We start from the raw sequence: 26,981 nt of genomic DNA, 5'->3' as shown, positions 1-26,981 counted from the left end.
GAAGACCTCCTACGTTCTTAAATGTTTTCCGGGATATATATTTATAATGTGCTTGATTGGAATTACAGTAACAAACATTGTAAGAAAAATTATAAAAACAATATTACATACCAATACATATGGTGTTAACGGTTTTAATAAGTATGTCTGAAAATACGTATGAATTGTTCCAGAAAACATTTCTAACACCAGAAAAACCAACAGCATCGCCACTAGAGAAATAAACAAAATTTGAATATATAGTTCGCAGTAAATAGATATATTAGAAGCACCTACTGCTTTTTTTAATGAAATCTCTCTTTCTTTTTTATAAATCCAAAATAAAACCGCAGAAATGCCAGAAACAATTGCAACAAGAATGAATTTATAATAATACTTATTTGCTGGATCTATATGTGTCACATGTAGTTCCTGAAGATCTCGTTCATTCAGTATTTGAACATCTCCCGAAAGCACTTCTTTACTCCTATCCATAAACTTTTTTATTTCGTTATGAATAGATGATGTAGGATTAACAACTGTTAATTGTAATTGTTTACTCGCGATAATACCTTTTTTAGATATAGTAGGTAAGTTTTGAAGTGGAACGTATATACCTGCTACACCGACGTCACTGTCTTTTCTTGATATAGTTCCTATTTTTTTATATGTATCATCAAATTCATATAACTCCTCTACATTCGTTTGATCGCCAACAACCATATTGTTTACATTTTCACGATGAAAATATTGTCCTTCAGAAATATATGGCTTCCAATAATAATCATCTTTTAAGTTCACAGCTATAATCTTTGTTGCCCCTGAACTATTTAATGCTTTTAAATGCTCTACATAAATATCACTTTTAACAAAAATATCTTGTATGAAAGGAATTATCTCTTCCAATTCAGTTGCATTCGCTATCGGAACAGTTAAAATTTGATTCTTCTCTGGAAAACCGATTTGAAAAGCAGATATAAAGTTTCGTTTAGATTCTGTTAAAAGTGCGGCTATTGATATAGAAAGAAAAGAAATAAAAAATGACATAAGGAGAATTAAGAAAAACAGTTTATTGCTTTTTATATTTTTAAAAGCTAGGTACATGTCTGTGCTCCTTTTAAATAAGAAGGAGATGATGAACATCTCCTTATCCAAATATTTATAAAGACAACTGTTTAATGCTTTTTACCACTGTAATCGTAAGTTACCATTACTATCAAAAGTACCTTTGTGTGTATCTTCTTGATAGTCATTATTTTCATTAGCATAATGCTCAGAGTATAGTCCTTTTGCACCAAAGGCGTTATATGCACCATTACTCACAGTTGCGTTTAATACTCTTCCAGATTCATGGGATCCTAATTTGTCTGAAGCGCTTTCAATATATGAATTATTTCCATTTGATTTAATAAAAGAAATTGCTACTGAACAACGAGATGCATTTTGATTCGTAGTAGTTTGAGCTCTATAAGATAGTAGGTTACCGCTTAGAGTTGGATAGAATGCACTTGTTGAGATTGATGTTGCTAATAATACTAAAGTCGTAATTGAAAAAACTTTTCCTTTCATTAATAATCACCTTATAAATTAAATAGTTTTGTAGCGCTACATCGTCATAATACCTCTCAAGTAAATTCTCCTCAATAAGACACCTCTATGTTTTACAAACTCTTTAAACACTTAAACATTCATACATTTTTAAAAAGTAACGTATAAGTAGCAATATAAAAAGGCTGCAGAGAAATTCTTCTCCACAGCCTAATATTTATTTTTGCAAGAACGCCTGCAAATCTGCAAATTGTCTCTTTGCATCTTCATAGCCTTGCTCATATAGATTTTGTAGTTTTGCTGTATCTTTTTCCATACGATCTACTTGAAGCGGTACTTCTGGACGAATAACAAATAAATTCCCAGCTTGTTCTTCTTTTTCAATATAGTGAAGTGTTTCATTATACACTTCATAACGATTTAGCATCGTGTTCACAAGGTTCGGATATTTTTTATAAGCTTTCGCAGCAATCCACCCAAATCTTGATTTTTTCTTTGCGTAACCATGATTTCTCGTTAAAATTACGACTGATTTTTTAAATCCATCTTCCTGTGCTTTACGAACTGGAATTGGATCAGAAATCCCGCCATCTAACAGTTGCTTACCACGATAATTTACTACTGGTGCAATGAAAGGCAATGAACTAGACGCTTGTAATAAATTTAGCGCATCATCATTCGTGCCTTCTTTTTCAAAATAAACTGATTGCCCTGTTTCACAATCCGTCGTTCCTACAAGGAAACGTTCCGGGCTATTAAAGTATGTTTCAAAATCAAACGGCACATGCTTTTCTGGGATTTCGTGAAAAATGAAATCCATATCAAATAGCTGACGTTTTCTCCATAAGTTTTTATACGATAAATATTTCGGATGTGATGCATAATCAATATTGACCGTTTTATTTCTATTTCTTTGTCTGGAAAGATACGACGCTGCATGACAAGCACCAGCTGATACACCGATTACATATGGAAAATATAAATCTTGTTCCATAAAGTATTCTAATATTCCGCCCGTGTATACACCACGCATACCGCCGCCTTCTAATACTAACCCCGTATTTTCAAGCATGTTACTCTCTCCTCTATATATATTGACTCTTTAATTATTCACCATGTTAAGTATCTTTTTCTATTATATATGAGTTCTTTCAGAAATTATATTTAAAAGACTTGAGAAAAAGGAGTTTTTTCTTCCAATTATATTTCCAAATGACCGGAGACATCCTTTATAAACCTTTGAATAAAGTCTTGCTCTTCTTTCGTATATCCATCTAAAAGTAACAACCACTTTTCTTCAGCTAGCTTATGCAATTTTTCATGAGCTTTATATATTTCATTCCCACTCTCCGTTAAGCTGAAGAAGATTTCTTTTTGATTATCTAACATTTGCATCTTCTCAACGAATTGCTTTTGAAACAACTTTGTACAAATTTTAGAGATTGCTCCCTTCGTCATGCCCATTTCTGTCGTAATTGCCGTTACATTCATCAAACCATTTTTTCCGATACATTCGATTACATGTAACTCAGATAAAGACATACTACTTACGCCTGTCTCACGAAGAAACTTCTCATTTTGTCGTTTTAAATGTTCTTCTTTTTTATGCAAAAGTGTACGAATGTCCGACAGTATTTCCATTTGCTTCGTTGCATGCTTCAATCCGTTCGCCTCCTAAGTTTCCAAAGAAACAATTTAACTATATACCATTTTAAAACCATTTTTTCATCTTTACAAGTAAGAAAATCATGTTAAAATAAATTTAGTTTCCAAGGAAACTAAAACACAAGGAGGTTAACAAGATGAAAAAATCTAAACTAACTTTCATTTTATATGTTGTCTGTATTAGTGCCTTACTCGGTTCCTTCGCTCAAAATATTTACACACCTATCTTACCGATGATTCAAAATTCTTTTCACACTTCTCTTTATCTTGTAAATGTAACAGTTTCACTTTTCACATTCGTTCTTGCAATTATGCAGCTCGTATATGGACCTTTAATTGATACAAAAGGGAGAAAATCTGTCCTTATCCCTAGTTTAGTCATTAGTACAATTGGTTCAATCGGATGTGCTTTTTCGGCAAACATTTATTTATTTCTCTTTTTTAGAGCTGTTCAAGCTATAGGAATAGCGGCTATACCTGTAGTTTCAGCAACGATTATCGGCGATTTATTTGAAGGAAAAGAACGCGGAGAAGCGATGAGCCTATACCAAATGTTACTTGCCCTCGCACCTGCAATGGCTCCTCTCATAGGTGGTTATCTTGGCAGTATAAATGGTCACTTATCTGTATTTCTCTTTTTATCTACACTTGGCATTATCTTATTAATTATAAACATTTCACTACTCCCAGAAACAAAGCCAAATATAATTAAACAATCTAAAGCACAAAAGAATTACTCTCTTATCTTAAAAAATAAAACTGGATTTTCTATTACTCTTATTGGCTTCATTCAATTTTGTATTTACTTTTGCTTTCTCGTTTTTTTACCGAGTATTTTAACAAATTCATTTCATTTAACTGTAAATAAAATTGGTCTTATGTTTGTACCAATGTCTCTTTCTATCATGCTAGGAAGTTTTTGCTACAAGTTTTTGCAAAAACGCCTCACAACAAAGCAAGCTTTATTTATTACGAGTTTCTTCAATATTATATGTGTCGTTTTATTCTCTTTCACATATAACATCAATATCCCATTCATCATTATCGTTACATCTTTGTACGGTTTTAGTATGGGACTTTCTATGCCAACTCACACTACTTTATTAACAGAAGAATTCGTACAAGAACGCGCAACAGCTATCGGTATGTACAACTTCATCCGCTATCTTGGTATGGGCACAGGGCCACTTATAGGTGGATTTCTTTTATTTAACCAAAATTACTTTTGGATTTTCTTCCTAGGCGCAATTATATTTTTACTTGTAATCTTATATACAATGAAAATGCTAAGTTTTCATTCTGTACAAAAAGCAAAATAGAGCCCCAAAAAAGGTCGGCTCTATTTTACCCTCTTTGATCCGCAACAATATGAATATCAATATACTTTGTTTGTCTCATAATTTCATTTACAATAGAACCTTTTCGAATTTCTTCCCACCGCGTTCTCGCTGATTGCCCAAGTAAAATTTGTGTTACTTGCAATCTTTTCGCGACTTCAATAATAACATCCGCTGGCTTTCTTCCCTTTGCTTCTTCTAATACAAAACTCGCATCAAATTGATTCGTGAGCGTCTTCCACTCTTCAATTGTTTGTTTTTTACCAGCTGAAAGAGAGTCTATATTTTCTCTTTCAACATTTAATACATACAATTCAGCATTTAACCGATCAGCCATGCGCCATCCCCGTCTTATTAATTTCTCCGCTGTTGAACTGTATTGTACACAAACAAGAATTTTTTCTTTTACGCCAATTGGTTCTATTACTGTTTGGCTAATTTTCTCGTCCATATCATCGGCCACCTCGCGAAGTGATAATTCCCTAAGTGCTCCTAAATTATTAAGCGTAAAGAAATTTTGTAAGCTTTGCTGAATTTTTTCTTCTTTATATATCTTTCCGTCTATTAACCTCTTCCGAAGTACTTCCGGTGTTGCATCAACGAGCTGAATTTCATTTGCTTTTTGTAAAATAAAATCTGGAACTCGTTCTCTTACTTTTACATTCGTAATTTGAGCTACAATATCATGAACACTTTCTAAATGTTGAATATTAAAAGCTGATAATACCGATATACCAGCCTCTAACAATTCCTGCACATCCATATAACGTTTTTTATGCTTAGAACCAGGAACATTACTATGCGCAAGTTCATCCACTACGACTACTTGCGGCGCGCGTTTTTTTATTCCTTCCACATCAAGCTCATAAAATACCTTTCCTTTATACTGTATTTCTTTCAAAGGAACTTTTTCTAAATCAGCAATTGCTTCTTCCGTCTCTTTTCTTCCATGCGTTTCAATTAAACCAATTACAATATCAATTCCATCTTTTTTCATTTCCCTTGCATCAAAGAGCATTTTATAACTTTTTCCTACGCCTGGAGCTGCTCCTACATATAACTTTAACTTTCCGCGATTTTGCTGACGAATATATTCTAAATATTCCTCTGGCGTTCGCCTTTGAAACTTCGGTTCATAATCATCTGCATACACAATAAACACTACCTTTCATTCGAAACAACGCTACCTCAATCCGTTAGATTGAGGTAGCACTGTTACTATTTCATTAATTCCTGTAATGCCAAATTTAGCTTTAAGACGTTTACGCGGGTCTCTCCAAATAAACCAAGCGCAGCACCTTCTGTTTGATCTTTAATCAATTGATTAAGTTTTTCTTTCGGAATATTCGTTAATTTCGATATGCGATCCACCTGCACAGAAGCTGCCTTCGGACTAATATCAGGATCAAGCCCTGAACCTGAATTTGTCACTAAATCTATCGGTACTTCTGTAACTGGAACGCTCGGATTTTGTTTCTTCCACTCTTCAATACTTTTCTCTACTCGTTTCTCTAAATCTGGATTAGATGGTGCATAGTTATTTGAACCAGATGCTTCAGCCTTATATTCAATACTAGAAACACGCCCTTGAAAATAACGTGGATCCGTGAAGTTTTGCCCGATTAATTTAGAACCAATCACTTCATTTTTATCATTATATATTAGACTTCCATCCGCATTATCCTTCATCACGGCTTGTGCAATACCAGTAACAATAAGCGGGTATACAAGTCCGCACAACACTAGAAATGTAAAAGTAATACGGATAATTGGTGATAGTATACTTTGTTTCTTCTCCATCTTTTTCCCCTCTTCCTTATATGAACAAGCCGACAATTATATCAATTACTTTAATTCCAATGAACGGAACGATAACTCCGCCAAGCCCATAAATAAGTAAGTTTCGGCTAAGCAATGCATTAGAACTCATCGGTTTATATGCAATACCTTTCATCGCTAACGGAATGAGTAATGGAATAATAACAGCGTTAAATATTAATGCTGATAAAATCGCTGACAGTGGTGATGTTAATTTCATAATGTTCAATGCCTCCATTTGCGGAATCGCAAGTGTAAACATTGCTGGAATGATTGCAAAATATTTTGCTATATCATTCGCAATACTAAACGTCGTTAAAGCACCTCGCGTCATTAACAATTGCTTACCGATTCCTACAACCTCAATAATTTTCGTTGGATTCGAGTCTAGATCAATCATGTTTGCCGCTTCTTTCGCTGCTGTCGTACCACTGTTCATCGCTAATCCAACGTCCGCCTGCGCTAATGCTGGAGCATCATTTGTACCATCACCTGTCATCGCTACAAGTTTCCCTTTATCTTGCTCTGCTTTAATGACAGCAATTTTATCTTCCGGTTTACACTCGGCAACGAATTCATCTACTCCTGCTTCTTTTGCAATGGTTGCTGCTGTTAATGGGTTATCCCCTGTACACATAACCGTTTTAATCCCCATTTGACGTAACTGTTCAAAACGTTCACGCATACCAGGTTTTACTGTATCTTTTAAATAGATTAAACCGTAAATACGATTATTCACTGCAACTACAAGTGGTGTTCCGCCCTCTTTTGAAATGAAATCTGCTTTTTGATTTACATCTTTCGGAATTGTTCCACCTTGTGACTGAACCCATTCAATCACGCTACCGACAGCACCTTTTCTCACTTTCGTTCCGTCCTGTAAATCAACACCACTCATTCTCGTTTCTGCTTTAAACGGAACAAACTCACCTTGTTCTGCAAGTTCTCTATTATATGATATAGATTTTCCCTGCACATACTCGATAACAGATCGACCTTCTGGTGTTTCATCTAAAACAGAACTAATAGCGGCCCACTTTCCAACTTGCTCAATCGTTTCATTTCCTACAGGCAATAATGTATGAGCCATTCGGTTCCCAAAAGTAATTGTACCTGTTTTATCTAAAATAATTGTATTAATATCGCCCGCAGCTTCTACTGCTTTCCCTGACATCGCTAGCACGTTAAATTTTGTCACCCGATCCATCCCCGCAATACCAATCGCTGATAGCAAACCACCAATTGTCGTTGGAATTAAACATACTAACAACGCTACAAGTACAGCAGTATCAATTTGAAAACCTAAATAATTTGTAAAAATCGGCAACGTCACAACGACGATTAAGAAAATAAGAGTTAAGCTCGTTAATACTGTATTTAAAGCAATCTCATTCGGCGTTTTTTGACGAGCAGCTCCTTCTACTAAAGAAATCATTTTATCGATAAATGATTCACCAGGATTACTCGTAATGACAATTGTAATTTCATCACTTACGACCATCGTTCCACCTGTTACGGAACAAAAATCACCGCCTGCTTCTTTTATAACAGGAGCTGATTCACCTGTAATTGCAGATTCATCTACAGATGCTAATCCTTTGATTACTTCGCCATCACTTGGAATCATTTCTCCTTGTTTTACGATAACAACGTCACCTTTTCTAAGATCAGTTGCTGAAACTTGGACAATGTCTCCATTTTCTTTTACTACATTTGCAAACACATCTTTCTTCGACTGCTTTAAAGAATCGGCTTGCGCTTTACCACGACCTTCTGCTAATGCTTCTGCAAAATTCGCAAATAAAACTGTAAATAATAGAATGAGAGAAACTGTTATATTAAACCATCCTGGTATACTACTAGAACTGCTTGGAAGAAAAGATAAAATGAACGTAATGATAAATCCAATTTCCACAACGAACATAATCGGATTCTTTATCATGACTTTCGGATTCAATTTCGCAACGGATTGCTTCATCGCATGTGTTACGATATCACGATCCATCGTTTTCGCTTGTCTAACTTCATCTTCTACAGCATGTATTTGTGACTCATTTAATTGTTTTTCTTTTACTACTACCGGTCTCATCATTTACCCTCCATTACTTCAATGTAAGAAATTCTGCAATTGGACCGAGTACTAACATCGGGAAGAATGTTAATGCACCGACAATTACAATTGTTCCGATGAAGATGCCACCAAATAAACTATTATCTGTACGGAACGTTCCGACTGTTTCTGGCACTACCGTTTTTTCTTTCAATGAAGCTGCCACAGCTAGCATCGTAATTAAACTGAAGTAACGTCCTAAAAACATAACTAAACCAGTCGTAATATTCCAAAACGGTGTATTATCTCCTAATCCTTCAAATCCAGATCCGTTATTCGCAGCTGACGATGTATATTCATATACCACTTGCGTCAAACCGTGGAAACCGGAATGAGAAATAGCATCCGTCCCTAAATTTGTTGAAAGAGCTAATGCCGAAAATCCTAAAATGAGCAATGGATGAAATAAAATCGTGACCGCGATTAATTTCATTTCCTTACCTTCAATCTTTTTACCTAAAAACTCTGGTGTCCGTCCAACCATTAACCCAGATATAAACACCGCGATAATTGCATACATAATAATGTTTACAAAACCTGCTCCAACGCCGCCATACACAGTATTTAACATCATATTTACAAGCGGAACTAAACCGCCAATTGGTGTTAACGTATCATGCATCGTATTAACAGCGCCTGTTTCAGCAGCTGTCGTTACCGTTGCGTATAGTGAAGAAAATACTGTTCCAAATCGTACTTCTTTCCCTTCTGTACTTCCTTGTACATGTTCGATACCCATTCCATTTAATGCCGGGTTCCCGTTTAGTTCAGATGTCGTAATCGTTATAAACCCTAGTAAAAATACCATAAATAGTGACACGAAAAGGATGCGGCCTTGTTTTTTATTTCCGACCATTCGTCCGTACGTAAATGGAAGTGCTGTTGGTAATAACATCATAAGCATCATTTGCAAAATATTACTCATTTGTCCTGGATTTTCGAAAGGATGCGTAGAATTTGCTCCGAAAAATCCACCGCCGTTATTTCCAAGTTCCTTAATGGAAACGAATGATGCAACAGGTCCACGTAAAATACTTTGCTTTGCACCTTCAATCGTTTGTGCTGTAACCGCCCCATCTAACGTTTGTGGTACGCCAAGTGCGACAAAAACTAGTGCCGCAATAAATGCAATAGGAAGAAACACTCTCGTTAACGCTCTCGTAAAATCAACGAAAAAGTTACCAAGTTCTTTTCCAGCAAGTCCTCTTATAAAAGCCATAACGAGCGCTAATGTCGTTGCTGGTGCCGCAAACATTAAAAATGTAATCCCGATTAATTGTGATAAATAGGATAAACCATTTTCACCGCTATAATGCTGTAAATTTGTATCAGCCATAAAACTAATCGCTGTATTAAAAGCGAGCGTAGGCTCCATCCCTTCAATATGTGCTGGATTTAGCGGCAGCACACCTTGTAATCTGAAAATGAAGTATACGACAACGATCATAAATCCATTTAATAAAACTAATGATAATGCGTACTGTTTCCACGTTTGATTGTATGCTTTTACACCCGTAATTTTAAAAATAAGTTTTTCAAAAGGCCCGAATACTTTATCTAATGTTTTGCTACCTTGAAAAGCTTTTTCTAAATAAATCCCCGTTGGCTTTGCTACTAAAATAAACAAGAGCATTGTAATAATGACTGCAACCCAAATCATAATGAATGATTCCCCCTAATTAAAACTTCTCTGGATTTAATAATGCATACACTAAATACACTGTAATTGCTGCGACAATAACCGATAAGACAATCATCATGATTGCTTTCCTTCTTTCACAACTTTATCTGACCAACTTGCAAGACTTGCCATCGATGCAACTAATAAAATAAAAATCCCGACCATTACAACATCTAACATAACTATCCCTCTCTTTTTGTTAAAATTTACCATTTAAATATTAAAAAAGAACACTGAGCTCTACTCAGTGTTCAAAAAATGAACAACAAAAAGTAAACCTCCTCTCTAAACGCTTACGAGGTTAGCTGTCGGATTCGGGCCTAAAGAGTAGCCCTACTTTCAAAACTGAAAGATTCACCCCAAGTGACGATGCACAAAATTGGTTCCCCCGCTCCATTTCTGGAACTCAGCGATTTTAGGTTTTTTTGGAAATTTTATGAATGATTTATGAGAGTAAATATACTCCTCTATATTTCACTTGTAAAGGGGTAAATTACTGAAAATAATAATATTTACATTCATTTAAACGCTTACATTGAAGATTATTACTGTTATTTCATCTATTTTCTTTATTTCTCTTTTCTTTTCTTAAAAATGACCTTTTAAATATGAAATAAAAAAAGCGAATGACATGAAGTGCATAGCTTGTTGCACTCAGCATTCGCTCTTTTTTATTCAACCTTTATTCTCCTCGTAAAAATGCACGTAAATTTCTCCCGCGAATATAAACTTGTGTCAATTCTGCATGTAGCTGCTCATACTCGGTAATATCTACCTCTAAATACAAAGCATCTTTTGATGGTAATATAATATACGGCCCTGGAAAAAGGGGATCGATCTGAACCAATTCTTGAACTCGCTCTACCGATACTGCCCAACGATTTGCTATATCTCCAAGTAATAGTACCTTCATCATTTCTTCCCCCGCCCTATTCAAAAAATAAAAAAGAAATATTATCACAATTTGTAAACACGACAAACTTAGCTCCAATGGTTTCATAGAGCCTCGCTGGATATCGTTTATTCCTTGTAACAACAGTAATAGGTGCTTGAAAAGAAAAGCGAATGTGTTCTGTGAAAAAACTAACGATTGGAAGCTCATCCCCTAGTAAAATCACCTTCTTAATACACTCACAAATACTAGTAAAGTCCTGCTCCTTACTACAACTATAAGTCCAATCAAACCCACAATTCCTAACTTCAGCCGCTATCTCTTCATTTGCTGTAAAAATAATTAACTCATGTTGAAATGATACTAAATCTCTTAAACTATTTACCTTACTTTCTTCTCCAACACAAATAAGTGTTAGTTCCATGTACCTCATCCTCCTTAGTATAAAAGAAATCAAACATAGATTGATATTCCCCTATACTAATCAGATCGATGAAGTGATGTATCCATCATGGCACCGTCCTCTCTCAAGACGCTTACGAAGTTAGCTGTCGGATTCGGACTTTGAGAGTAGCCCTACTTTCAAACTTGAAAGATTCACCCCTAGTGACACTGCACAAATTGGTTCCTCCGCTCCATATAATTGGACTCAGCGTTTACAAAAAAATGTATTCTGGCTGATATATTACTCCTGTATTTTGAAAAAGTAAACAGAAAAAAAGCCAGTTATAAAACTGGCTTTTCACTTATCTATACACGCGTTCTATTCACTTTATACGCAAAATGATTCGTCGGTCCATGACCACTACCAATATTCAATGGCTCTTCAATTGCTATACTAATAAATCGTTTTGCTTCTTGAACAGCATCTTCAATTGAGTATCCTTTCGCAAGTCCTGCTGTAACCGCTGAAGCAAATGTACACCCACTTCCATGCGTTTGCTTTGAAGGAATTCGCTCGCTTCTAAACTCAATAAATTCTTCTCCATCAAAGAGGAAATCAATTACTTCATTCCCTTGATATTCTGCATGTCCGCCCTTCATAAGCACATATTTAGCACCTAATTTGTGCAATACTTTTGCAGCTTCCTTACTATCTTCAACATTATGAATCTCCACCCCAGTTAACACTTCTGCTTCTGGAACATTCGGTGTTATAACAGTTGCTACTGGTAATAAATATTCTTTTAATGCTTGAACTGCTTCTTGCTGTAATAATGATGCACCGCCTTTTGCAATCATAACGGGATCTAGCACAATATTATTCCAGCCAAACTTTTTAATTTGTTCTGCAACAATTTGAATTATTTCACTACTAAATAACATTCCTAGTTTCACTGCATCTGGTGTTACATCCGTACCAATTGAATTCAGCTGTTCTGTAATACCTTCTAATGGAACAGGATATACCCCTTGAACGCCAAGCGTGTTTTGAGCAGTAATTGCCGTAATAGCCGTCATTCCGTATACACCAAGCTCTTGGAATGTTTTTAAATCTGCCTGAATTCCAGCACCGCCGCCGCTATCAGACCCTGCAATTGTTAAAGCTTTATTCACTTTCATCCCACTCATCCTTTTCTATCCAAAATAGCGATGATAAATCGTTTTTGCTTCGCTTATATCTTTCGTTCCATGTACGAGCACACGGCCATCTTTAAAGGCTACTAACCTCTTGTCTTCAACAGAAAATGATAGTAAATATGGATTTATATTTAAATCATTTACACGACCTTCCAACAACTCTTTATATTGTTCAAAATTCATTTCATCTTTATGAGGTGGTCTAATTTGAACTGTATTTCGCCCGCATAAAACTGCTGTTTTTGATGTGTTTTCTTTATTTAAATACGGATATAATGCATTCTCTCCGCATGAAGGACAATTATGCTGGCGAAGTTTTTGCACATTCATACATGAATACTCATTCTTCCACATATCAAACGATACAAGCCCATCTCGAAGTGATTCGTAATCTTCTACTAACAGTTTAAGAGCTTCTGTTACTTGATGAGAAACGACAAGAGATACAGCAGGTGATATAATACCCGCTGTATCACATGTTGCCCCGCCAAGCGGAATCGACTGTAATAAACATGATAAACATGGTGTTTTACTAGGAAGGATTGTGTAAGAAAGACCGTAACTACCTACACATGCACCGTAAATCCATGGAATAGAATATTTTTGTGATATATCATTTACAATAAAGCGCGTTTCGAAATTATCAGTCGCATCAATAATTACATCAACATTTATAACAAGTTCTTCTAGCTCTTCAGCTGTTACATCTTGAACGAGAGCTTCTATTGTTACATCACTATTAATCTCTTCTAAACGTTTTTTAGCCGCTATAGCTTTTGGAAGATTATTCTTTACGTCGCTCTCTGCATACAATTGTTGTCTTTGTAAATTACTCCAATCTACATAATCACGGTCAACAATTGTTATCTTGCCAACACCTGCTCTTACAAACATCTCTGCATTTGCACTACCTAATGCACCTGCACCGATAATAAGCACATGCTTTTCTCTTATCTTTTGCTGTCCTTCTTCTCCAATTGGAGAAAATAGTTCTTGGCGAGAATATCGATTATTCAACTACGCTCATTCCTTCTAAAGGACTACTTGCAGTTGCACAACGCTTACGTGCAATGCGACCTGCTTCAAATCCTAAACGGCCTGCTTCAATACTTAATTTCATTGCTTGTGCCATTTTAATAGGATCTTTTGCTCCTGATACAGCTGTATTTAATAACACGCCATCTGCTCCTAATTCCATTGCAAATGCCGCATCAGCTGGGCTACCAATACCGGCATCAACGATAACTGGTACTGTCGCTTGTTCAATAATGAAGCTCAAATTTAATGGATTTACAATACCAAGTCCTGATCCGATTGGAGATGCTCCTGGCATAATCGCATGCACGCCAAGCTCTTGTAATTTACGTGCTAATACAACATCATCAGATGTATACGGAAGTACGATAAATCCTTCTTCCAGTAACATTTCAGATGCCTTTAATGTTTCTACCGGATCAGGTAATAACGTTCTATCATCACCAATAACTTCTACCTTTATCATGTCACAAAGCCCAGAAGCTTTTGCTAATTTTGCAATACGAACAGCCTCTTCAGCGTTTTTTGCTCCTGCTGTATTTGGTAATAACGTATATTTTTTCACATCAAGTTTCTCTAATAAATTAGGTTGCTTTGCATCAAAGATATCCATACGACGTACTGCAAACGTTAAAATTTCAGCTTCAGAAACGTCAATTGCCTTTTGCTGTACGTCAAAATCAGGGAATTTACCTGTTCCTAATAAAAGTCTAGAATGAAATGAAAATGGTCCAATGTTTAACATAATCAACCGCCTCCTACGAAAGTTACAATCTCAATTTGGTCTCCATCAAAAACAGATGTATCTGTATGATCATCTTTTTGTAAAATATCTTTATTACGCTCTACTACAACAATTCTGTTATCTAGCTCTAAATGTGTAAGTAGCTCAGCTACTGTTTTTACACTCGCTGGCACTTCAATTTGGTTACCATTAATTTTTAAATTCAAACTTCCATCCCCTTTCTAAACTCTTCTAGAAAGCAATGAATCTAGCAAATGATTCTCTTGCTTTCCTTCTATTAAATCAGCCATATATTGGCCAGAAATAGGACTTAATAAAATACCGTTTCGATAATGGCCCGTGCAAGCATATAAACCTTTTATTTCTTCATGCTCTCCCATATAAGGAGCTTCATGATTCGATTGTGGTCTTAATCCTGCCCACGTGCTTTCCCATTCTGCTTCTTTTAAAGCTGGCAATATTGTATAAGCACGCTCTAATATAGAAGTTATACTTTCTGGCTGCACAGTTTTATTGAACGTATGTGGCTTCATTGTTGCCCCAATTACGTAACGTCCACCGCGCTTTGGAGTAATGTAAAATCTTTCTTGAAAAATAGGTGCTTTTAAAAGTTGTTTTCTACTTCTTACCGCAACCACTTCTCCTTTAACTGGATATGTACCCCAATCGCGGTGAAAATAACTGAGTAACTTCGTGCTCCATGAACCTCCTGCAATAACGACTTTCTCACATGTGACAATACCTTCACTTGTAATAACTCCAGTCACTTTATTATTTTCAATACGGATATCAAATACTTCTGTCTGTTCATATATATCAGCACCGGAAATCGCTGCAGAATGTGCGAATGCTTTCGTAAGCTCTGGTGCAATAACATGACCGTCTTTCGGATAATATACTGCTCCTATAATAGATTCGGATAGATATGGCTCTTTTTCCCGCACATGGTCTCCCGTTAGAAAATAAGAATCTTCACCTGTTTTCTGCTGCCAATCCATAATGTGAAGAATTCTTTCCTTCTCATCTTCATTTTGAGCAATACGATAAATTCCTTTTTCTTCATATCCAATATCAACACCCGTCTTTTCACGTAAAACTGCTGCAAGTTGTGGAAATATAGCTCGGCTTTCTCTAGCAAGTTCAAATAGCGGATTATACGCATCCCATTCTGCCTGAACACCAAGTAAACCAGCAGCTGCTTTTGAAGCTTCCGATGCAATACTTTGCTTCTCCACAATCGCTACTTTATGTCCTCTTTCTGCTAGAAAATGTGCAACTGAACTACCAATTACACCACCACCAATAATCGCTACATCATACTTCTCACACATGTTTTTCCGCCCACTTTCTTATTGATTCCTTATAAGATTTCGCTTTGCTATACGGGTTACTACTACTTACAATTCCAGACATAACTGCTATACCGCTTACACCGTTAGTAAGAACATCCACTGTGTTTTCTGGGGTAATTCCTCCAATTGCTGTAATCGGTATAGATAAACACCTTGCAATGTCTGAAATTTCTTCAAGCCCTCTCGCTGGCACACCTTTTTTACAATCTGTCGGAAATACATGGCCATAAACGAGTGAATCCGCTCCATTTTTAAAAGCTACTATTGCTTCATCTAGCGAATGCACAGAATAACCGACATGCAAATACGAAAACTTTTCTTTCACTGACTTTACATCTGTACTTCGATATCCTAGTTGAACACGAGGAATATTTAATAAAATTGCAATATCAATTCGATCGTTTATGACAATTTTAGAAGCTGGAAAGCCCTCCATTAATAGACTTTCCACACCTTCATATAATTCCTTCGTACTCTTCTCACGCTCACGAATATGCAAATAATCAATCTCACTCTCAATTTGCATCGCTACATTCACTAACTCTTCGAATGGCATATGGCCATTTGAGATTACATGGAGCTCATTTTTCATATTCATTCGCCTACTTTAAAATATTTTCGAATAATTCATCGGCTGGGACGGTTTCTTTCGTCATTCCTTTGTCCTTCAGCCACTTATTTTGTTTCTCCCAAGATTCTTTTGAATCTGATAAGAATGGCTCATCTTTCGTTTCCATCTTCTCTAATAAAATTTTCATACTTTCCTTTTCAACTTCTGGCACAAGTGGGAAGTTTTCTTTTTCTTGATGATTTAATAAAATATTCAATGCTTCATCTGGGTTTTTCTTCATGAAATCATAGCCTTTTTTCGTACCACGTAAGAAAGCTTGCAACGCCTCTTTATCTTTTTTCAACGTTTTATCACCTGTTACAAACACAAGCTCATGATAGTTTGGTACTCCGTAATCAGCTGGATTAAAGTACGCTGGTTCATGGCCTTCATGACGCATAACAGGTACTTCATGGTTAATGTATGCCCCTGTTACCGCATCTACTTTCTTCGTAATTAATGCTGGTACTAAATCAAAGCCAACATCTACTACTTTCACTGTATCAGGATTACCACCAGCTTCTTTTACCATCGTTTTTAAATACATCTCACTTAATGGTGTTCCAGAGTATCCTACTGTTTTTCCTTCTAAATCTTTCGGTGATTGAATGCCCGCTGATTTCAGTGATACAACATGATTTAATGGTGAACGTACGACAGCCCCAATTGATTTCACTGGAATTTGCTCATTCGCTCTCGCCATAACAACATCTGGCTGATAATACAAGCCAACTGTCACCTTCCCTGCTGCTGCTAGCGTTAATGGATCAGTCGGATTAGAAGGGAATTTAATATTTACCTTTACACCTTCTTCTTTAAAGTATCCTTTTTCAATTGCTGCATAGATAAAGCTATGTACCGCATTTGGATACCAATCTAACATGACTGTTATTTCTTTCTCTTTTTTACTTTTATCTGATGCTGAATTACTCGAACATCCTGCAATTATTGCAATTAATAATGTAAACACAAAGATGCGCTTTAAAAATTTCATGAATGCTTCCTCCAACTAATGAATTTCTTTTCTAATATGGAAATAATTACGACGAAGAAAATAGCTAATAATGATAACAATACAATAGGTGCAAATACGCCAGCTCCATCTAACTGCGTCATCATTCTCTTACTGAAATATCCAAGCCCAGCTTGTGCACCGAGCCATTCTCCAATTGCTGCTCCGATAACACTAAGCGGAACTGCAATTTTTAAAGCTGAGAAAAAATAAGGAAGAGCAGACGGCAACTTTAATTTAAGAAAAATATCTCTTTTTGTTGCTCCATATGTAACTAAGAGCTCCTCCCATTCTTTTTTCGTACTACGCAGTCCATCATACGTATTGACCGCAATTGGGAAAAACGTAATTAAAACTGTGACAACAACCTTACTCCAAATTGTATATCCAAACCATAAAACAAATAGCGGAGCAAGCGCAGTAATTGGAATCGTTTGTGAAGCAACTAATAATGGATAAAATGCTCTTTCCATCCATGTACTCGCATTCATTAACATCGCTAGCCCTACACCTAATACGATAGAGATAACAACACCTATTAAAACGACGTATAACGTTGCAGGTAAATGAACTGTAAATAATATGTCTTTTAGTTTCCATATCTTCATTACAATCGCAGACGGTGACGGTAAAATGTACATCTCATCTACAATTCTTGCTCCTATTTCCCACACAGCTAGTAAAATACTAGAAAGTGTAATAGCAGGAACTAATTCTTTCAATCGGTTCATCACACAAGTACCTGCCTTTGTAACATACTAAGAAGCTCATCTTTCAGCGCTAATACTTCCGGTTTATATAAATCTTTTCGTGTTCTGTTATGATCAAGCGGTACAGTCCGCTCAGTCAAAGTCGTTATCGGCTGCTGTTCCACTACTAAAACTCTGTTTGAAAGAAATAACGCTTCTTCAACATCATGAGTAATGAATAAAATTGTTTTTTCCCACTCTTGCCATTGTTCAAACAACCATTCTTGCAAAGAGGTCTTCGTTAAAGCATCCAACGCACTAAATGGTTCATCTAACAGCAATATCTCCCCGCCTGTTAATAAAGTTCGAATAAAAGATACACGTTGTCTCATCCCACCAGATAAATCTTTCGGATATTTTTGCTCATACCCTTGCAAACCAAATTTATGTAACAGTTCCTTTGCCTTTACTTCTGCTTCTTTCTTCTGTACACCTTGGCACTCTAGCGGCAGGGCAGCATTCTCAATAATTGTTCTCCACGGCAAAAGCATATCTTTTTGCGGCATATATCCTACAGGATGGTTCTTTGTTTCTGTCAATTCTATCTGTCCAGTACTTACCTTTTCTAGACCTGTAATAAGGCGAAATAAAGTACTTTTTCCACATCCACTCGGTCCGATAATACTGACAAACTCTTTCTCATATATAGAAGCATTTAATTCATGGATGATTGGTTTCTCATCGTAATGAAAAGAAACATTATGAAACTGTAGTATGTTCTTGCTCCTCAAATCCCCACATCTCCTTACGATAGGACATATCCCAGAATAAATATTCAAATCGACTGGAATATAAGAAGATCTCCTCTAATCTTTCTAGTTCTTTCTCAGACTTTCCAACTGCCATTTCATTTAATAAATCTATTAACCAAATACAAAGATTACCGTATTCTTCCGAACTATATCCTTGAATCCACTCACCAAAAAACTCATGATCTCTTGCTCCAGGAATATCATTTAAACGCTTTCCAATTTCCCAATAGCTCCACATACATGGAAGAAGCGCTGCTATTAATTCCGCAAGTGTGCCATTTTGAGATACAGACATCATGTAATTTGTATAAGCTAAATTTTTAGCAGATGGTTTCGCAGACTCTATCTCCTCTATAGAAATTCCAAGTCTTTTTGCATATTGTTTATGGATTGTCATTTCGCCATTTAATATACCATCAATTTGTTCAGCGAACTTTCCCATTACTTGTGGATTCGTTGCTTTTACAACACCAATCGCATATAACTTTGCATAATCTAGCAGATATAAATAATCTTGAATAATATAATACTGGAATTTATCTTTTTCTAACGTGCCATCTCCCATACCCACTACAAACGGATGATTATGACTCATCTCCCAAACCGGTTGCACAGTTTCTAATAATCTATCGCAAAATTTCATTTCTCTATCCCCTTTCAATATATGTATCTAAATAAAAAACCACTTCTATATATAAGAAGTGGTTACAGCAAATAAAGTTATACATTTATTCGATGTTCCACTTCCCTTCGCTAGTATTACCTAGATCAGGTGTTGTAAGGGTTAAGGATTATTCCTCTCTCAGCAAGTCAAGCACCCCTAGTGGTTTCAATATGAAATTTTCAAATAAAAAAGCCCCGTTTCTATACGCAAAGAAACGGGGACTCATTGTTAGTGTCCGAATTGCTTCCCTACGCTAGCATAATCTAGATCAGGTAATAAAAAGGATCAAAGGCTTACGGCCTACTCTCAGCTGGCAACACCAGCTCTCCTAGCAAACTATAAAATTATCACTGTCAGTATAACACCCTAATAAGACATCATCAACTTTTTTAATTTTCTTAATTATCAACATAATATCAAAATTATACAATACATACATTCTATTTTAGAAAATAAAACCCCAATTAATTGTATAAAAAGGAATCATTATCCTCAAAAAATTTATTTTTATATTGATTTCATATTACATTTATGTGAATACCCCCACTATATTATATCTTTATACTATAATAAAATTACAACTATACAACTAGAGGAGGTCTCTATTCCATGAATATGAAAGCTACTGCTTTAACAGCAACTACTGTAGCGATTGCTTCTTTACTTCCTTCTATGGGTGAAACAAATGTACAAAAAGCAAACGCTGAACAATTATCTAATATTAAAACTGGGTATGTCAAAGTCGATCAAGTAGCATTACATACAGAAGATAACGTAAAAAGCACATCAATTGATACAATTCGCTTTAATACAAAAGTGAACATCATTGAAACAACTAATGGTTGGTATAAAGTATCTGTTCATAATAAAGTAGGTTATGTACAAAAAGATGCTATTTTACTAAAAAACAAACTTCAATCTAATGATCAATACATCGTTAATGCTAATGCATTAAACGTTCGCTCTGAACCTAATTTAGAATCTTCCATTTTAGATGTATTACCAAATGGTAAGTTTATTACCGTTCAAGAAGATCAAGGCGAATGGTATAAAATATCACATAATGGCCAAACAGGTTACGTACAAAAAGCATTCATCTCTAATGGTTCACAACCCTTAGTAAAAGGAATCACCGTTCAAAATAATACAAAATATACTGTTGCAACACCTAATCTAAATGTACGTAGCACCGCTAGTACAAGTAGCGCTCTACTCGGTTCATTACAAAACGGTACTCAAGTACAAGTAGTAGAAACTGTAGGTACTTGGTATAAAATTCGTTTTGGCACAGGATACGGATATGTAGCAAAACACTATGTAGTACAAAATCAACCACAAGCTAAAACAGATCAGCCTTCATCAATTCCAGCTGCTTTCAAATTCCCCGCTCAAGGAAGAATTAGCTCAACCTTTGATATACGCTGGGAACAAATGCATTATGGTATAGATATTGCCGCTCCAGGAAACGTCTCTATCCAAGCTGCTGCTGCAGGTAAAGTTGTGAAATCTTATTATTCAGCTAGCTATGGCAATGTTGTTTTCATTGCGCATCAAATCAATGGGAAATTATATACAACTGTTTATGCTCATATGAAGGATCGCACTGTACAAGCTGGTGATCAAGTACAGACTGGACAATTAATAGGTCATATGGGAAACACAGGTCATTCATACGGGCAACATCTTCATTTTGAATTACATAATGGAGAATGGAATTTTGAAAAAACAAATGCAGTAAATCCACTGCCATATTTAGTTAGGTAAATTGTATGCCACGCAATATACCTCTTATAATTGAATACGTAGCCTTTTTAGGTTTAATCTGTTGTTTAATCATTTACAATACAAACATTGTATTTTTATCTATTATTATTGCTTTTGTTGCATTAGAAATTATGATGGAATCATTTCAAGTGCAACTAAAACAAAAAATTGCCCATATTTATAATGCTATTTTTCTTTTGAGTGCTCTCATAACAAATATAATTAGTAATGGCTTTTATTTATCTACTGTATTTCCAGTATTCTTTATGGCTGTTTTATTATTTGTAGCTAGATATATTAATGTCCCTTATAACCAAAAACAAAAACAAGAAGCTTAGAAAGAGGAGACACTGTGTACCAATCTTTCAAAGATGCTCCAATAAAATACATATTGCATTTGTATAAGAAAGCCAATACTTTTTTTGGTATACAAGGAAGTTATACTGCACAACTTCTCCTATATGGAATGTTGTTTCTTGTCTTAATCACTTTCTCCTTGTTTTACTAACAAAAAAGGATCTCACATAAACTGGAGATCCTTTTTAATTTATATTAATTTTTCATATCGAAAATATTGTTTATCCACAAGCATATTTTTCATAAATAAAGCTCAGATTATATTTTTTCTCTAAGCTCATTCGTTGTTCGTCATCGCACCAATAGAAAAGAATATCATGAATCGTTGCGTAACGCTTATTTTTAAGAAATAGCCTAAAAAATGATGGTAAACAATCATGTAATTGTATAAATATATAATTGCGTAGTGTTTCTTCTTTATATTCAATGCCCTTACAAATATACAGTAATTCTTCACAATAATATGCATGCTGTGGAACTTGTATCATTTCGAAAAATGGCACATAAGATAGTAGCTTTCCAATAAAATGACCATATCGATCCATTACTCCTATCGTCATATGCTCCATCATTTCTTTCATCACATATAAATAATCATCTACATGCGTTGTCTTTAATGGGTCTAAGCGATCGGAAATTTGAGATAATACAGCTCTTTGACATGCTAAAACTGCCTGACTAGGTCCATAATATGATAGGAAATCTGTACACTTACGATATTTCCGTAATAAATCATGTGTATACAAATCATATACAAAAGTATTACAATACATTGCTAAACTCATCATATCACTATTTAATTGCTCTTTTGATAATGATTTCGCTCTCTTGCACATATAAAAGAATGTAAATTCCAATACTTCTTTATGAGATAATAAATGTTTACAATCGGTTATACACTTCTCATTAAATTTAACTCTATCCCAAATTTCAATATCCCTATCTGTCAATTCACCTATACGATATTTAATAATTAAATAATTTAAAGCAACTGATTGCGTCAAAAGATCCCATGTTTCATATTCCAATGAAGTATGAACAAACTCAGCTAATCCTTGCGCTATCATAAAATCATTTGCCTCTTCATACCAACCAATCTCTTGGCATAAGCGAAGAATACGCACTAAAGTTGGAATTTCATCTTTATGAAACTGCGGTAATTTCTTTGCTTTATTCATGCCATATACGATAAATGCCGCTAAATTTTCTTCTTTATAAAATTCTTTCTCTTTCCATACTAATATAGTTCGTTCTTTCCCCTCACCTTTTGGGTGACAAGGTACAAGCAAAGAAAATAATTCAGCGAAATTATTTGGTTCTATATATGTATCTGTAACCAAATTCCAATTTGGATCGCCCTGTACAGCCTTCATATAATTCCCCTTCCCTTTTCATCTATGTAGGAAATATTAATTTATTATCGCACCACTAAAAATTAATATTGTTATATTCAAAATCTCTCATAATACTTATATCTATCAGTATATCATCTTTTCTCTTATTAAAAATTAAGAATAACAAATTTTAAAAAAATGTCGAAATTATTAACCACATACTTATTATATAATGTCTCAGATACATCACGCTAACATATTAGTTTAATCCATATATACTAGAATAATGTATCTGAAATTTATATATAATTTAGCTCTTTATGAGTGACCATTAAACTCTCGGTTAATGAAAGTTTCAATTTACTCTGTACGCTCTGAGATTTCGCTCAAGGCAAATCCAGCTTGATCATCTGCTGATTCCCTTATAGCTAAATCTCCTAGTGCTAACATGCCAATAAGTTGACCACTATCAACTACTGGTAATCGTCTAATTTGATGCTGTGCCATTAGCTCTGTAGCTTTTTCAATAGAATCATTTGGAGAAACTGAGATAATATTTGTTGTCATTACATTTGTAATCTTATTAGATCCAGGATGTTTTTCAGCAATCCCTCGAACGACTAAATCACGATCAGTAACAAGCCCAACAACTTGCTCATTTTCAACAACAGGAATTAATCCAATCGATTCTTCCTTCATTTTTACAGCTGCCTCATATACATTGTCTAGCGGTGTACAATGTACAATATGGGTACTCATTAAGTCTCTCACTCGTGTCATTATGATTTCCTCCTTTTTATACATACCATAGCTTTTCCAAAATTCCTTTATTTATTTCTGGAAAGTAACGTAATAAAAAGGATTAACAAAATAAAAAAGAGCCAGCATAATGCTGACTCTTTTTGGTATGACCCGTACGGGATTCGAACCCGTGTTACCGCCGTGAAAGGGCGGTGTCTTAACCACTTGACCAACGGGCCATGGCTCCGCAGGTAGGACTCGAACCTACGACCGATCGGTTAACAGCCGATAGCTCTACCACTGAGCTACTGCGGAATAATATATGGTGGGCCTAAATGGACTCGAACCATCGACCTCACGCTTATCAGGCGTGCGCTCTAACCAGCTGAGCTATAGGCCCATATACTTTACAGGGGCAGTAGGAATCGAACCCACACTGGAGGTTTTGGAGACCTCAGTTCTACCTTTAAACTATGCCCCTAAATGATGCCGGCTAGAGGACTTGAACCCCCAACCTACTGATTACAAGTCAGTTGCTCTACCAATTGAGCTAAGCCGGCATAAAAAAAATGGTGGCTCGGGACGGAATCGAACCGCCGACACGAGGATTTTCAGTCCTCTGCTCTACCGACTGAGCTACCGAGCCAACATAAATGGCGGTCCCGACCGGGGTCGAACCGGCGATCTCCTGCGTGACAGGCAGGCATGTTAACCACTACACCACGGGACCATTTGGTTGCGGGGACAGGATTTGAACCTGCGACCTTCGGGTTATGAGCCCGACGAGCTACCGTGCTGCTCCACCCCGCGACAATATAAAGTTTTAAAAATGGAGGAGGTAGAGGGATTCGAACCCCCGCGCGACTCTCGCCGCCTGTCGGTTTTCAAGACCGATCCCTTCAGCCGAACTTGGGTATACCTCCATGAAGGAAAAAATAAATATTTTATTATTATATGTCTAAGCCATTAAAGAAAAAATGGAGGAGGTAGAGGGATTCGAACCCCCGCGCGATTCTCACCGCCTGTCGGTTTTCAAGACCGATCCCTTCAGCCGAACTTGGGTATACCTCCGAGACATATATTAAATAAAGTGGAGCCTAGCGGGATCGAACCGCTGACCTCCTGCGTGCAAGGCAGGCGCTCTCCCAGCTGAGCTAAGGCCCCATGTTTTTTGGGAATATCGGGAAGACAGGATTTGAACCTGCGACCCCCTGGTCCCAAACCAGGTGCTCTACCAAGCTGAGCCACTTCCCGTTAATAAAAGCGCGCCCGAGAGGAGTCGAACCCCTAACCTCTTGATCCGTAGTCAAACGCTCTATCCAATTGAGCTACGGGCGCATATGGTGCCGAGGGCGGGGGTCGAACCCGCACGGTGGTCACCCACCGCAGGATTTTAAGTCCTGTGCGTCTGCCTGTTCCGCCACCCCGGCATGTCATATTGAAAATTGGAGCGGAAGACGGGATTCGAACCCGCGACCCCAACCTTGGCAAGGTTGTATTCTACCACTGAACTACTTCCGCAAGACATGTATGAGTTATTTTATTAAAAGTGCGGGTGAAGGGAGTCGAACCCCCACGCCAAAGGCGCTAGATCCTAAGTCTAGTGCGTCTGCCAATTCCGCCACACCCGCATATTTCATTAAAATGGTGAGCCATGAAGGACTCGAACCTTCGACCCTCTGATTAAAAGTCAGATGCTCTACCAACTGAGCTAATGGCTCTTAATGGCTGGGCTAGCTGGATTCGAACCAGCGCATGACGGAGTCAAAGTCCGTTGCCTTACCGCTTGGCTATAGCCCATTAATTAAGAATGGTGGAGGGGGGCAGATTCGAACTGCCGAACCCGAAGGAGCGGATTTACAGTCCGCCGCGTTTAGCCACTTCGCTACCCCTCCGACATATATGGTGGAGGATGACGGGATCGAACCGCCGACCCCCTGCTTGTAAGGCAGGTGCTCTCCCAGCTGAGCTAATCCTCCATTTTGCCTGGCAACGTCCTACTCTCACAGGGACAAGGTCCCAACTACCATCGGCGCTAGAGAGCTTAACTTCCGTGTTCGGTATGGGAACGGGTGTGACCTCTCTGCCATCATTACCAGACTGTATTCATTTAAGACAAGAATCATTTTAACTCATTTGACCTCGAAAGTCAACAAGTTTTTTATATTCTTTCAAAACTAGATAACATTTGCTACATATTATATGGTTAAGTCCTCGATCTATTAGTATTCGTCAGCTCCACATGTCACCATGCTTCCACCTCGAACCTATCAACCTGATCATCTTTCAGGGATCTTACTAGCTTACGCTATGGGAAATCTCATCTTGAGGGGGGCTTCATGCTTAGATGCTTTCAGCACTTATCCCTTCCGCACATAGCTACCCAGCTATGCCCTTGGCAGAACAACTGGTACACCAGCGGTGCGTCCATCCCGGTCCTCTCGTACTAAGGACAGCTCCTCTCAAATTTCCTACGCCCACGACGGATAGGGACCGAACTGTCTCACGACGTTCTGAACCCAGCTCGCGTACCGCTTTAATGGGCGAACAGCCCAACCCTTGGGACCGACTACAGCCCCAGGATGCGATGAGCCGACATCGAGGTGCCAAACCTCCCCGTCGATGTGGACTCTTGGGGGAGATAAGCCTGTTATCCCCGGGGTAGCTTTTATCCGTTGAGCGATGGCCCTTCCATGCGGAACCACCGGATCACTAAGCCCGACTTTCGTCCCTGCTCGACTTGTAGGTCTCGCAGTCAAGCTCCCTTATGCCTTTGCACTCTACGAATGATTTCCAACCATTCTGAGGGAACCTTTGGGCGCCTCCGTTACACTTTAGGAGGCGACCGCCCCAGTCAAACTGCCCACCTGACACTGTCTCCCGGGTCGATAAGACCCGTAGGTTAGAATTTCAATACAGTCAGGGCGGTATCCCACCAGCGCCTCCACCGAAGCTAGCGCTCCGGTTTCAATGGCTCCCGCCTATCCTGTACAAACTGTACCAAAATTCAATATCAGGCTACAGTAAAGCTCCACGGGGTCTTTCCGTCCTGTCGCGGGTAACCTGCATCTTCACAGGTACTATAATTTCACCGAGTCTCTGGTTGAGACAGTGCCCAAATCGTTACACCTTTCGTGCGGGTCGGAACTTACCCGACAAGGAATTTCGCTACCTTAGGACCGTTATAGTTACGGCCGCCGTTTACTGGGGCTTCAGTTCAGAGCTTCGCTTACGCTAACCCCTCTCCTTAACCTT

The 26,981-nt window shown here is 37.2% G+C and carries 27 protein-coding genes, 20 tRNA genes, 2 rRNA genes and 4 riboswitches (1 of these 53 only partly in view); of the genes, 3 read left to right on the top strand and 46 right to left on the bottom strand.

The features are described from left to right. Nucleotides 1-9: 9 nt before the first annotated feature. The 4 genes from C3Y97_RS03955 to C3Y97_RS03940 all read right to left on the bottom strand — a co-directional run bounded on the left by C3Y97_RS03955 (nucleotide 10) and on the right by C3Y97_RS03940 (nucleotide 3,189). Nucleotides 10-1,083: an ABC transporter permease gene (locus C3Y97_RS03955; protein WP_000280225.1), complete on the bottom strand. Its 1,074-nt coding sequence runs from the start codon at nucleotides 1,081-1,083 to the stop codon at nucleotides 10-12. 81 nt (nucleotides 1,084-1,164) lie between these two features. Next, nucleotides 1,165-1,548, bottom strand: coding sequence for a hypothetical protein (locus tag C3Y97_RS03950; RefSeq protein WP_121868523.1), 384 nt, complete (start codon nucleotides 1,546-1,548; stop codon nucleotides 1,165-1,167). 196 nt (nucleotides 1,549-1,744) lie between these two features. Then, complete coding sequence (locus C3Y97_RS03945) at nucleotides 1,745-2,599, bottom strand: patatin-like phospholipase family protein (protein ID WP_000892679.1); 855 nt, start codon at nucleotides 2,597-2,599, stop codon at nucleotides 1,745-1,747. Nucleotides 2,600-2,727: 128 nt separating this feature from the next. Next, nucleotides 2,728-3,189 (bottom strand): MarR family transcriptional regulator, encoded by a 462-nt coding sequence (locus tag C3Y97_RS03940; protein WP_000679680.1) that lies wholly within the window; start codon nucleotides 3,187-3,189, stop codon nucleotides 2,728-2,730. A 140-nt stretch (nucleotides 3,190-3,329) separates the two neighbouring features. Here C3Y97_RS03940 and C3Y97_RS03935 point away from each other — a divergent pair, with 140 nt between their 5' ends. After that, nucleotides 3,330-4,511 carry an MFS transporter gene (locus tag C3Y97_RS03935; protein WP_086408027.1) on the top strand — a complete coding sequence of 394 codons (1,182 nt, stop codon included), beginning with the start codon at nucleotides 3,330-3,332 and terminating at the stop codon, nucleotides 4,509-4,511. Nucleotides 4,512-4,536: 25 nt separating this feature from the next. Here the strand turns inward: C3Y97_RS03935 and kdpDN are convergent, their stop codons facing one another. From kdpDN to tenA, 18 genes are all read right to left on the bottom strand, one after another. Beyond that, on the bottom strand, nucleotides 4,537-5,691 hold the full coding sequence (gene kdpDN / locus C3Y97_RS03930; RefSeq protein WP_086408028.1) for a KdpD-like non-kinase potassium sensor: 1,155 nt from the start codon (nucleotides 5,689-5,691) through the stop codon (nucleotides 4,537-4,539). Between the two features lie 56 nt (nucleotides 5,692-5,747). Then, on the bottom strand, nucleotides 5,748-6,329 hold the full coding sequence (gene kdpC / locus C3Y97_RS03925; protein WP_000412608.1) for a K(+)-transporting ATPase subunit C: 582 nt from the start codon (nucleotides 6,327-6,329) through the stop codon (nucleotides 5,748-5,750). Nucleotides 6,330-6,345: 16 nt separating this feature from the next. Further along, nucleotides 6,346-8,436, bottom strand: coding sequence for a potassium-transporting ATPase subunit KdpB (kdpB, locus tag C3Y97_RS03920; protein ID WP_001248004.1), 2,091 nt, complete (start codon nucleotides 8,434-8,436; stop codon nucleotides 6,346-6,348). Between the two features lie 13 nt (nucleotides 8,437-8,449). After that, nucleotides 8,450-10,117: a potassium-transporting ATPase subunit KdpA gene (gene kdpA, locus C3Y97_RS03915; protein ID WP_000638330.1), complete on the bottom strand. Its 1,668-nt coding sequence runs from the start codon at nucleotides 10,115-10,117 to the stop codon at nucleotides 8,450-8,452. A gap of 19 nt (nucleotides 10,118-10,136) precedes the next feature. After that, nucleotides 10,137-10,214: a K(+)-transporting ATPase subunit F gene (kdpF, locus tag C3Y97_RS03910; RefSeq protein WP_223153441.1), complete on the bottom strand. Its 78-nt coding sequence runs from the start codon at nucleotides 10,212-10,214 to the stop codon at nucleotides 10,137-10,139. Beyond that, a complete protein-coding gene (locus C3Y97_RS03905) occupies nucleotides 10,214-10,318 on the bottom strand; it encodes a SipW-dependent-type signal peptide-containing protein (protein ID WP_000887894.1) in 105 nt (34 codons plus the stop codon). The genes kdpF and C3Y97_RS03905 overlap by 1 nt, the downstream gene beginning before the upstream one ends. A gap of 96 nt (nucleotides 10,319-10,414) precedes the next feature. Then, a riboswitch (cyclic di-AMP (ydaO/yuaA leader) is annotated at nucleotides 10,415-10,560 on the bottom strand. Between the two features lie 260 nt (nucleotides 10,561-10,820). After that, nucleotides 10,821-11,054: a hypothetical protein gene (locus C3Y97_RS03900; protein ID WP_001985933.1), complete on the bottom strand. Its 234-nt coding sequence runs from the start codon at nucleotides 11,052-11,054 to the stop codon at nucleotides 10,821-10,823. Between the two features lie 13 nt (nucleotides 11,055-11,067). Beyond that, the gene (locus C3Y97_RS03895; RefSeq protein WP_000424090.1) at nucleotides 11,068-11,454 is read right to left on the bottom strand and encodes a hypothetical protein; all 387 of its coding nucleotides are present in this window, start codon (nucleotides 11,452-11,454) and stop codon (nucleotides 11,068-11,070) included. A 93-nt stretch (nucleotides 11,455-11,547) separates the two neighbouring features. Continuing rightward, nucleotides 11,548-11,695, bottom strand: a riboswitch (cyclic di-AMP (ydaO/yuaA leader). Nucleotides 11,696-11,780: 85 nt separating this feature from the next. Further along, on the bottom strand, nucleotides 11,781-12,593 hold the full coding sequence (gene thiD, locus C3Y97_RS03890; protein ID WP_000867388.1) for a bifunctional hydroxymethylpyrimidine kinase/phosphomethylpyrimidine kinase: 813 nt from the start codon (nucleotides 12,591-12,593) through the stop codon (nucleotides 11,781-11,783). Nucleotides 12,594-12,608: 15 nt separating this feature from the next. Next, complete coding sequence (gene thiF / locus C3Y97_RS03885; protein ID WP_001065417.1) at nucleotides 12,609-13,628, bottom strand: thiazole biosynthesis adenylyltransferase ThiF; 1,020 nt, start codon at nucleotides 13,626-13,628, stop codon at nucleotides 12,609-12,611. After that, nucleotides 13,621-14,391 (bottom strand): thiazole synthase, encoded by a 771-nt coding sequence (gene thiG / locus C3Y97_RS03880; protein WP_000931981.1) that lies wholly within the window; start codon nucleotides 14,389-14,391, stop codon nucleotides 13,621-13,623. The genes thiF and thiG overlap by 8 nt, the downstream gene beginning before the upstream one ends. Before the next feature lie 2 nt (nucleotides 14,392-14,393). Next, nucleotides 14,394-14,597 (bottom strand): sulfur carrier protein ThiS, encoded by a 204-nt coding sequence (thiS, locus tag C3Y97_RS03875; protein WP_001049502.1) that lies wholly within the window; start codon nucleotides 14,595-14,597, stop codon nucleotides 14,394-14,396. Nucleotides 14,598-14,612: 15 nt separating this feature from the next. After that, nucleotides 14,613-15,722, bottom strand: a complete 1,110-nt coding sequence (gene thiO, locus C3Y97_RS03870; protein WP_000333314.1) for a glycine oxidase ThiO — start codon at nucleotides 15,720-15,722, stop codon at nucleotides 14,613-14,615. Next, nucleotides 15,715-16,335, bottom strand: coding sequence for a thiazole tautomerase TenI (gene tenI / locus C3Y97_RS03865; RefSeq protein ID WP_000787170.1), 621 nt, complete (start codon nucleotides 16,333-16,335; stop codon nucleotides 15,715-15,717). The genes thiO and tenI overlap by 8 nt, the downstream gene beginning before the upstream one ends. 10 nt (nucleotides 16,336-16,345) lie before the next feature. Beyond that, nucleotides 16,346-17,347, bottom strand: a complete 1,002-nt coding sequence (locus tag C3Y97_RS03860; RefSeq protein WP_000670416.1) for an ABC transporter substrate-binding protein — start codon at nucleotides 17,345-17,347, stop codon at nucleotides 16,346-16,348. Beyond that, entirely contained in the window at nucleotides 17,344-18,096 is a 753-nt protein-coding gene (locus C3Y97_RS03855; protein ID WP_001080855.1) for an ABC transporter permease, read from the bottom strand. Before C3Y97_RS03855 ends, C3Y97_RS03860 begins: the two co-directional genes overlap by 4 nt. Continuing rightward, complete coding sequence (locus tag C3Y97_RS03850) at nucleotides 18,096-18,845, bottom strand: ABC transporter ATP-binding protein (protein ID WP_001256799.1); 750 nt, start codon at nucleotides 18,843-18,845, stop codon at nucleotides 18,096-18,098. The genes C3Y97_RS03855 and C3Y97_RS03850 overlap by 1 nt, the downstream gene beginning before the upstream one ends. After that, a complete protein-coding gene (gene tenA / locus C3Y97_RS03845; protein ID WP_000666827.1) occupies nucleotides 18,814-19,509 on the bottom strand; it encodes a thiaminase II in 696 nt (231 codons plus the stop codon). The genes C3Y97_RS03850 and tenA overlap by 32 nt, the downstream gene beginning before the upstream one ends. Before the next feature lie 85 nt (nucleotides 19,510-19,594). Further along, nucleotides 19,595-19,698: riboswitch (TPP riboswitch) on the bottom strand. Between the two features lie 60 nt (nucleotides 19,699-19,758). Next, nucleotides 19,759-19,870, bottom strand: a riboswitch (TPP riboswitch). A gap of 269 nt (nucleotides 19,871-20,139) precedes the next feature. Here tenA and C3Y97_RS03840 point away from each other — a divergent pair. Both C3Y97_RS03840 and C3Y97_RS03835 read left to right on the top strand, forming a co-directional pair. Then, complete coding sequence (locus tag C3Y97_RS03840; RefSeq protein WP_001056030.1) at nucleotides 20,140-21,294, top strand: SH3 domain-containing protein; 1,155 nt, start codon at nucleotides 20,140-20,142, stop codon at nucleotides 21,292-21,294. Between the two features lie 5 nt (nucleotides 21,295-21,299). Next, nucleotides 21,300-21,632, top strand: coding sequence for a hypothetical protein (locus tag C3Y97_RS03835; protein WP_001137823.1), 333 nt, complete (start codon nucleotides 21,300-21,302; stop codon nucleotides 21,630-21,632). 240 nt (nucleotides 21,633-21,872) lie between these two features. Here the strand turns inward: C3Y97_RS03835 and C3Y97_RS03830 are convergent, their stop codons facing one another. The 24 genes from C3Y97_RS03830 to C3Y97_RS03715 all read right to left on the bottom strand — a co-directional run. Continuing rightward, nucleotides 21,873-23,024: a DUF3965 domain-containing protein gene (locus C3Y97_RS03830; protein WP_000648912.1), complete on the bottom strand. Its 1,152-nt coding sequence runs from the start codon at nucleotides 23,022-23,024 to the stop codon at nucleotides 21,873-21,875. A gap of 321 nt (nucleotides 23,025-23,345) precedes the next feature. Then, nucleotides 23,346-23,765 carry a CBS domain-containing protein gene (locus tag C3Y97_RS03825; protein ID WP_000199006.1) on the bottom strand — a complete coding sequence of 140 codons (420 nt, stop codon included), beginning with the start codon at nucleotides 23,763-23,765 and terminating at the stop codon, nucleotides 23,346-23,348. Nucleotides 23,766-23,893: 128 nt separating this feature from the next. Continuing rightward, a tRNA-Glu gene (locus C3Y97_RS03820) sits at nucleotides 23,894-23,965 on the bottom strand. Between the two features lies 1 nt (nucleotide 23,966). Then, nucleotides 23,967-24,041, bottom strand: a tRNA-Asn gene (locus C3Y97_RS03815). Nucleotides 24,042-24,049: 8 nt separating this feature from the next. Then, nucleotides 24,050-24,126, bottom strand: a tRNA-Ile gene (locus C3Y97_RS03810). 10 nt (nucleotides 24,127-24,136) lie between these two features. After that, a tRNA-Trp gene (locus tag C3Y97_RS03805) sits at nucleotides 24,137-24,207 on the bottom strand. Nucleotides 24,208-24,213: 6 nt separating this feature from the next. After that, nucleotides 24,214-24,286 (bottom strand) — tRNA-Thr (locus tag C3Y97_RS03800). Nucleotides 24,287-24,296: 10 nt separating this feature from the next. Continuing rightward, nucleotides 24,297-24,372, bottom strand: a tRNA-Phe gene (locus C3Y97_RS03795). Between the two features lie 8 nt (nucleotides 24,373-24,380). Beyond that, a tRNA-Asp gene (locus C3Y97_RS03790) sits at nucleotides 24,381-24,456 on the bottom strand. Between the two features lie 3 nt (nucleotides 24,457-24,459). Next, nucleotides 24,460-24,536, bottom strand: a tRNA-Met gene (locus C3Y97_RS03785). A 20-nt stretch (nucleotides 24,537-24,556) separates the two neighbouring features. Beyond that, a tRNA-Ser gene (locus C3Y97_RS03780) sits at nucleotides 24,557-24,649 on the bottom strand. A gap of 55 nt (nucleotides 24,650-24,704) precedes the next feature. Beyond that, a tRNA-Ser gene (locus C3Y97_RS03775) sits at nucleotides 24,705-24,797 on the bottom strand. 20 nt (nucleotides 24,798-24,817) lie between these two features. Next, nucleotides 24,818-24,890, bottom strand: a tRNA-Ala gene (locus tag C3Y97_RS03770). Nucleotides 24,891-24,906: 16 nt separating this feature from the next. Then, a tRNA-Pro gene (locus tag C3Y97_RS03765) sits at nucleotides 24,907-24,980 on the bottom strand. Between the two features lie 10 nt (nucleotides 24,981-24,990). After that, a tRNA-Arg gene (locus C3Y97_RS03760) sits at nucleotides 24,991-25,064 on the bottom strand. A gap of 3 nt (nucleotides 25,065-25,067) precedes the next feature. After that, nucleotides 25,068-25,156 (bottom strand) — tRNA-Leu (locus C3Y97_RS03755). A 16-nt stretch (nucleotides 25,157-25,172) separates the two neighbouring features. Next, nucleotides 25,173-25,247 (bottom strand) — tRNA-Gly (locus C3Y97_RS03750). A gap of 29 nt (nucleotides 25,248-25,276) precedes the next feature. Beyond that, a tRNA-Leu gene (locus C3Y97_RS03745) sits at nucleotides 25,277-25,357 on the bottom strand. A 14-nt stretch (nucleotides 25,358-25,371) separates the two neighbouring features. Next, nucleotides 25,372-25,447: transfer RNA gene (locus C3Y97_RS03740), tRNA-Lys, on the bottom strand. 4 nt (nucleotides 25,448-25,451) lie between these two features. Continuing rightward, nucleotides 25,452-25,526, bottom strand: a tRNA-Gln gene (locus tag C3Y97_RS03735). 11 nt (nucleotides 25,527-25,537) lie between these two features. Continuing rightward, a tRNA-Tyr gene (locus tag C3Y97_RS03730) sits at nucleotides 25,538-25,621 on the bottom strand. A gap of 8 nt (nucleotides 25,622-25,629) precedes the next feature. Next, nucleotides 25,630-25,705, bottom strand: a tRNA-Val gene (locus C3Y97_RS03725). Nucleotides 25,706-25,710: 5 nt separating this feature from the next. Continuing rightward, nucleotides 25,711-25,826: ribosomal RNA gene (gene rrf / locus C3Y97_RS03720) — 5S ribosomal RNA — on the bottom strand. Between the two features lie 102 nt (nucleotides 25,827-25,928). After that, nucleotides 25,929-26,981: ribosomal RNA gene (locus C3Y97_RS03715) — 23S ribosomal RNA — on the bottom strand; it runs 1,869 nt beyond the window's last position.

This window comes from Bacillus sp. DU-106 (assembly GCF_004799705.1).
GTDB classification, from domain to species: Bacteria; Bacillota; Bacilli; order Bacillales; family Bacillaceae_G; genus Bacillus_A; species Bacillus_A cereus.
The sequence above is the reverse complement of the archived record's forward strand: the minus strand, read 5'-3'. Positions and strand labels throughout refer to the sequence as shown.

What these genes read in the sequence shown, in the direction of transcription:
- C3Y97_RS03955 (WP_000280225.1), bottom strand. Translation starts at nt 1,083, where the DNA reads ATGTACCTAGCTTTTAAAAATATAAAAAGCAATAAACTGTTTTTCTTA.
- C3Y97_RS03950 (WP_121868523.1), bottom strand. Translation starts at nt 1,548, where the DNA reads ATGAAAGGAAAAGTTTTTTCAATTACGACTTTAGTATTATTAGCAACA.
- C3Y97_RS03945 (WP_000892679.1), bottom strand. Translation starts at nt 2,599, where the DNA reads ATGCTTGAAAATACGGGGTTAGTATTAGAAGGCGGCGGTATGCGTGGT.
- C3Y97_RS03935 (WP_086408027.1), top strand. Translation starts at nt 3,330, where the DNA reads ATGAAAAAATCTAAACTAACTTTCATTTTATATGTTGTCTGTATTAGT.
- kdpC (WP_000412608.1), bottom strand. Translation starts at nt 6,329, where the DNA reads ATGGAGAAGAAACAAAGTATACTATCACCAATTATCCGTATTACTTTT.
- kdpB (WP_001248004.1), bottom strand. Translation starts at nt 8,436, where the DNA reads ATGAGACCGGTAGTAGTAAAAGAAAAACAATTAAATGAGTCACAAATA.
- kdpA (WP_000638330.1), bottom strand. Translation starts at nt 10,117, where the DNA reads ATGATTTGGGTTGCAGTCATTATTACAATGCTCTTGTTTATTTTAGTA.
- kdpF (WP_223153441.1), bottom strand. Translation starts at nt 10,214, where the DNA reads ATGATTGTCTTATCGGTTATTGTCGCAGCAATTACAGTGTATTTAGTG.
- C3Y97_RS03905 (WP_000887894.1), bottom strand. Translation starts at nt 10,318, where the DNA reads ATGTTAGATGTTGTAATGGTCGGGATTTTTATTTTATTAGTTGCATCG.
- C3Y97_RS03900 (WP_001985933.1), bottom strand. Translation starts at nt 11,054, where the DNA reads ATGATGAAGGTACTATTACTTGGAGATATAGCAAATCGTTGGGCAGTA.
- C3Y97_RS03895 (WP_000424090.1), bottom strand. Translation starts at nt 11,454, where the DNA reads ATGGAACTAACACTTATTTGTGTTGGAGAAGAAAGTAAGGTAAATAGT.
- thiD (WP_000867388.1), bottom strand. Translation starts at nt 12,593, where the DNA reads ATGAAAGTGAATAAAGCTTTAACAATTGCAGGGTCTGATAGCGGCGGC.
- thiG (WP_000931981.1), bottom strand. Translation starts at nt 14,391, where the DNA reads ATGTTAAACATTGGACCATTTTCATTTCATTCTAGACTTTTATTAGGA.
- thiO (WP_000333314.1), bottom strand. Translation starts at nt 15,722, where the DNA reads ATGTGTGAGAAGTATGATGTAGCGATTATTGGTGGTGGTGTAATTGGT.
- tenI (WP_000787170.1), bottom strand. Translation starts at nt 16,335, where the DNA reads ATGAAAAATGAGCTCCATGTAATCTCAAATGGCCATATGCCATTCGAA.
- C3Y97_RS03860 (WP_000670416.1), bottom strand. Translation starts at nt 17,347, where the DNA reads ATGAAATTTTTAAAGCGCATCTTTGTGTTTACATTATTAATTGCAATA.
- C3Y97_RS03855 (WP_001080855.1), bottom strand. Translation starts at nt 18,096, where the DNA reads ATGAACCGATTGAAAGAATTAGTTCCTGCTATTACACTTTCTAGTATT.
- tenA (WP_000666827.1), bottom strand. Translation starts at nt 19,509, where the DNA reads ATGAAATTTTGCGATAGATTATTAGAAACTGTGCAACCGGTTTGGGAG.
- C3Y97_RS03840 (WP_001056030.1), top strand. Translation starts at nt 20,140, where the DNA reads ATGAATATGAAAGCTACTGCTTTAACAGCAACTACTGTAGCGATTGCT.
- C3Y97_RS03835 (WP_001137823.1), top strand. Translation starts at nt 21,300, where the DNA reads ATGCCACGCAATATACCTCTTATAATTGAATACGTAGCCTTTTTAGGT.
- C3Y97_RS03830 (WP_000648912.1), bottom strand. Translation starts at nt 23,024, where the DNA reads ATGAAGGCTGTACAGGGCGATCCAAATTGGAATTTGGTTACAGATACA.
- C3Y97_RS03825 (WP_000199006.1), bottom strand. Translation starts at nt 23,765, where the DNA reads ATGACACGAGTGAGAGACTTAATGAGTACCCATATTGTACATTGTACA.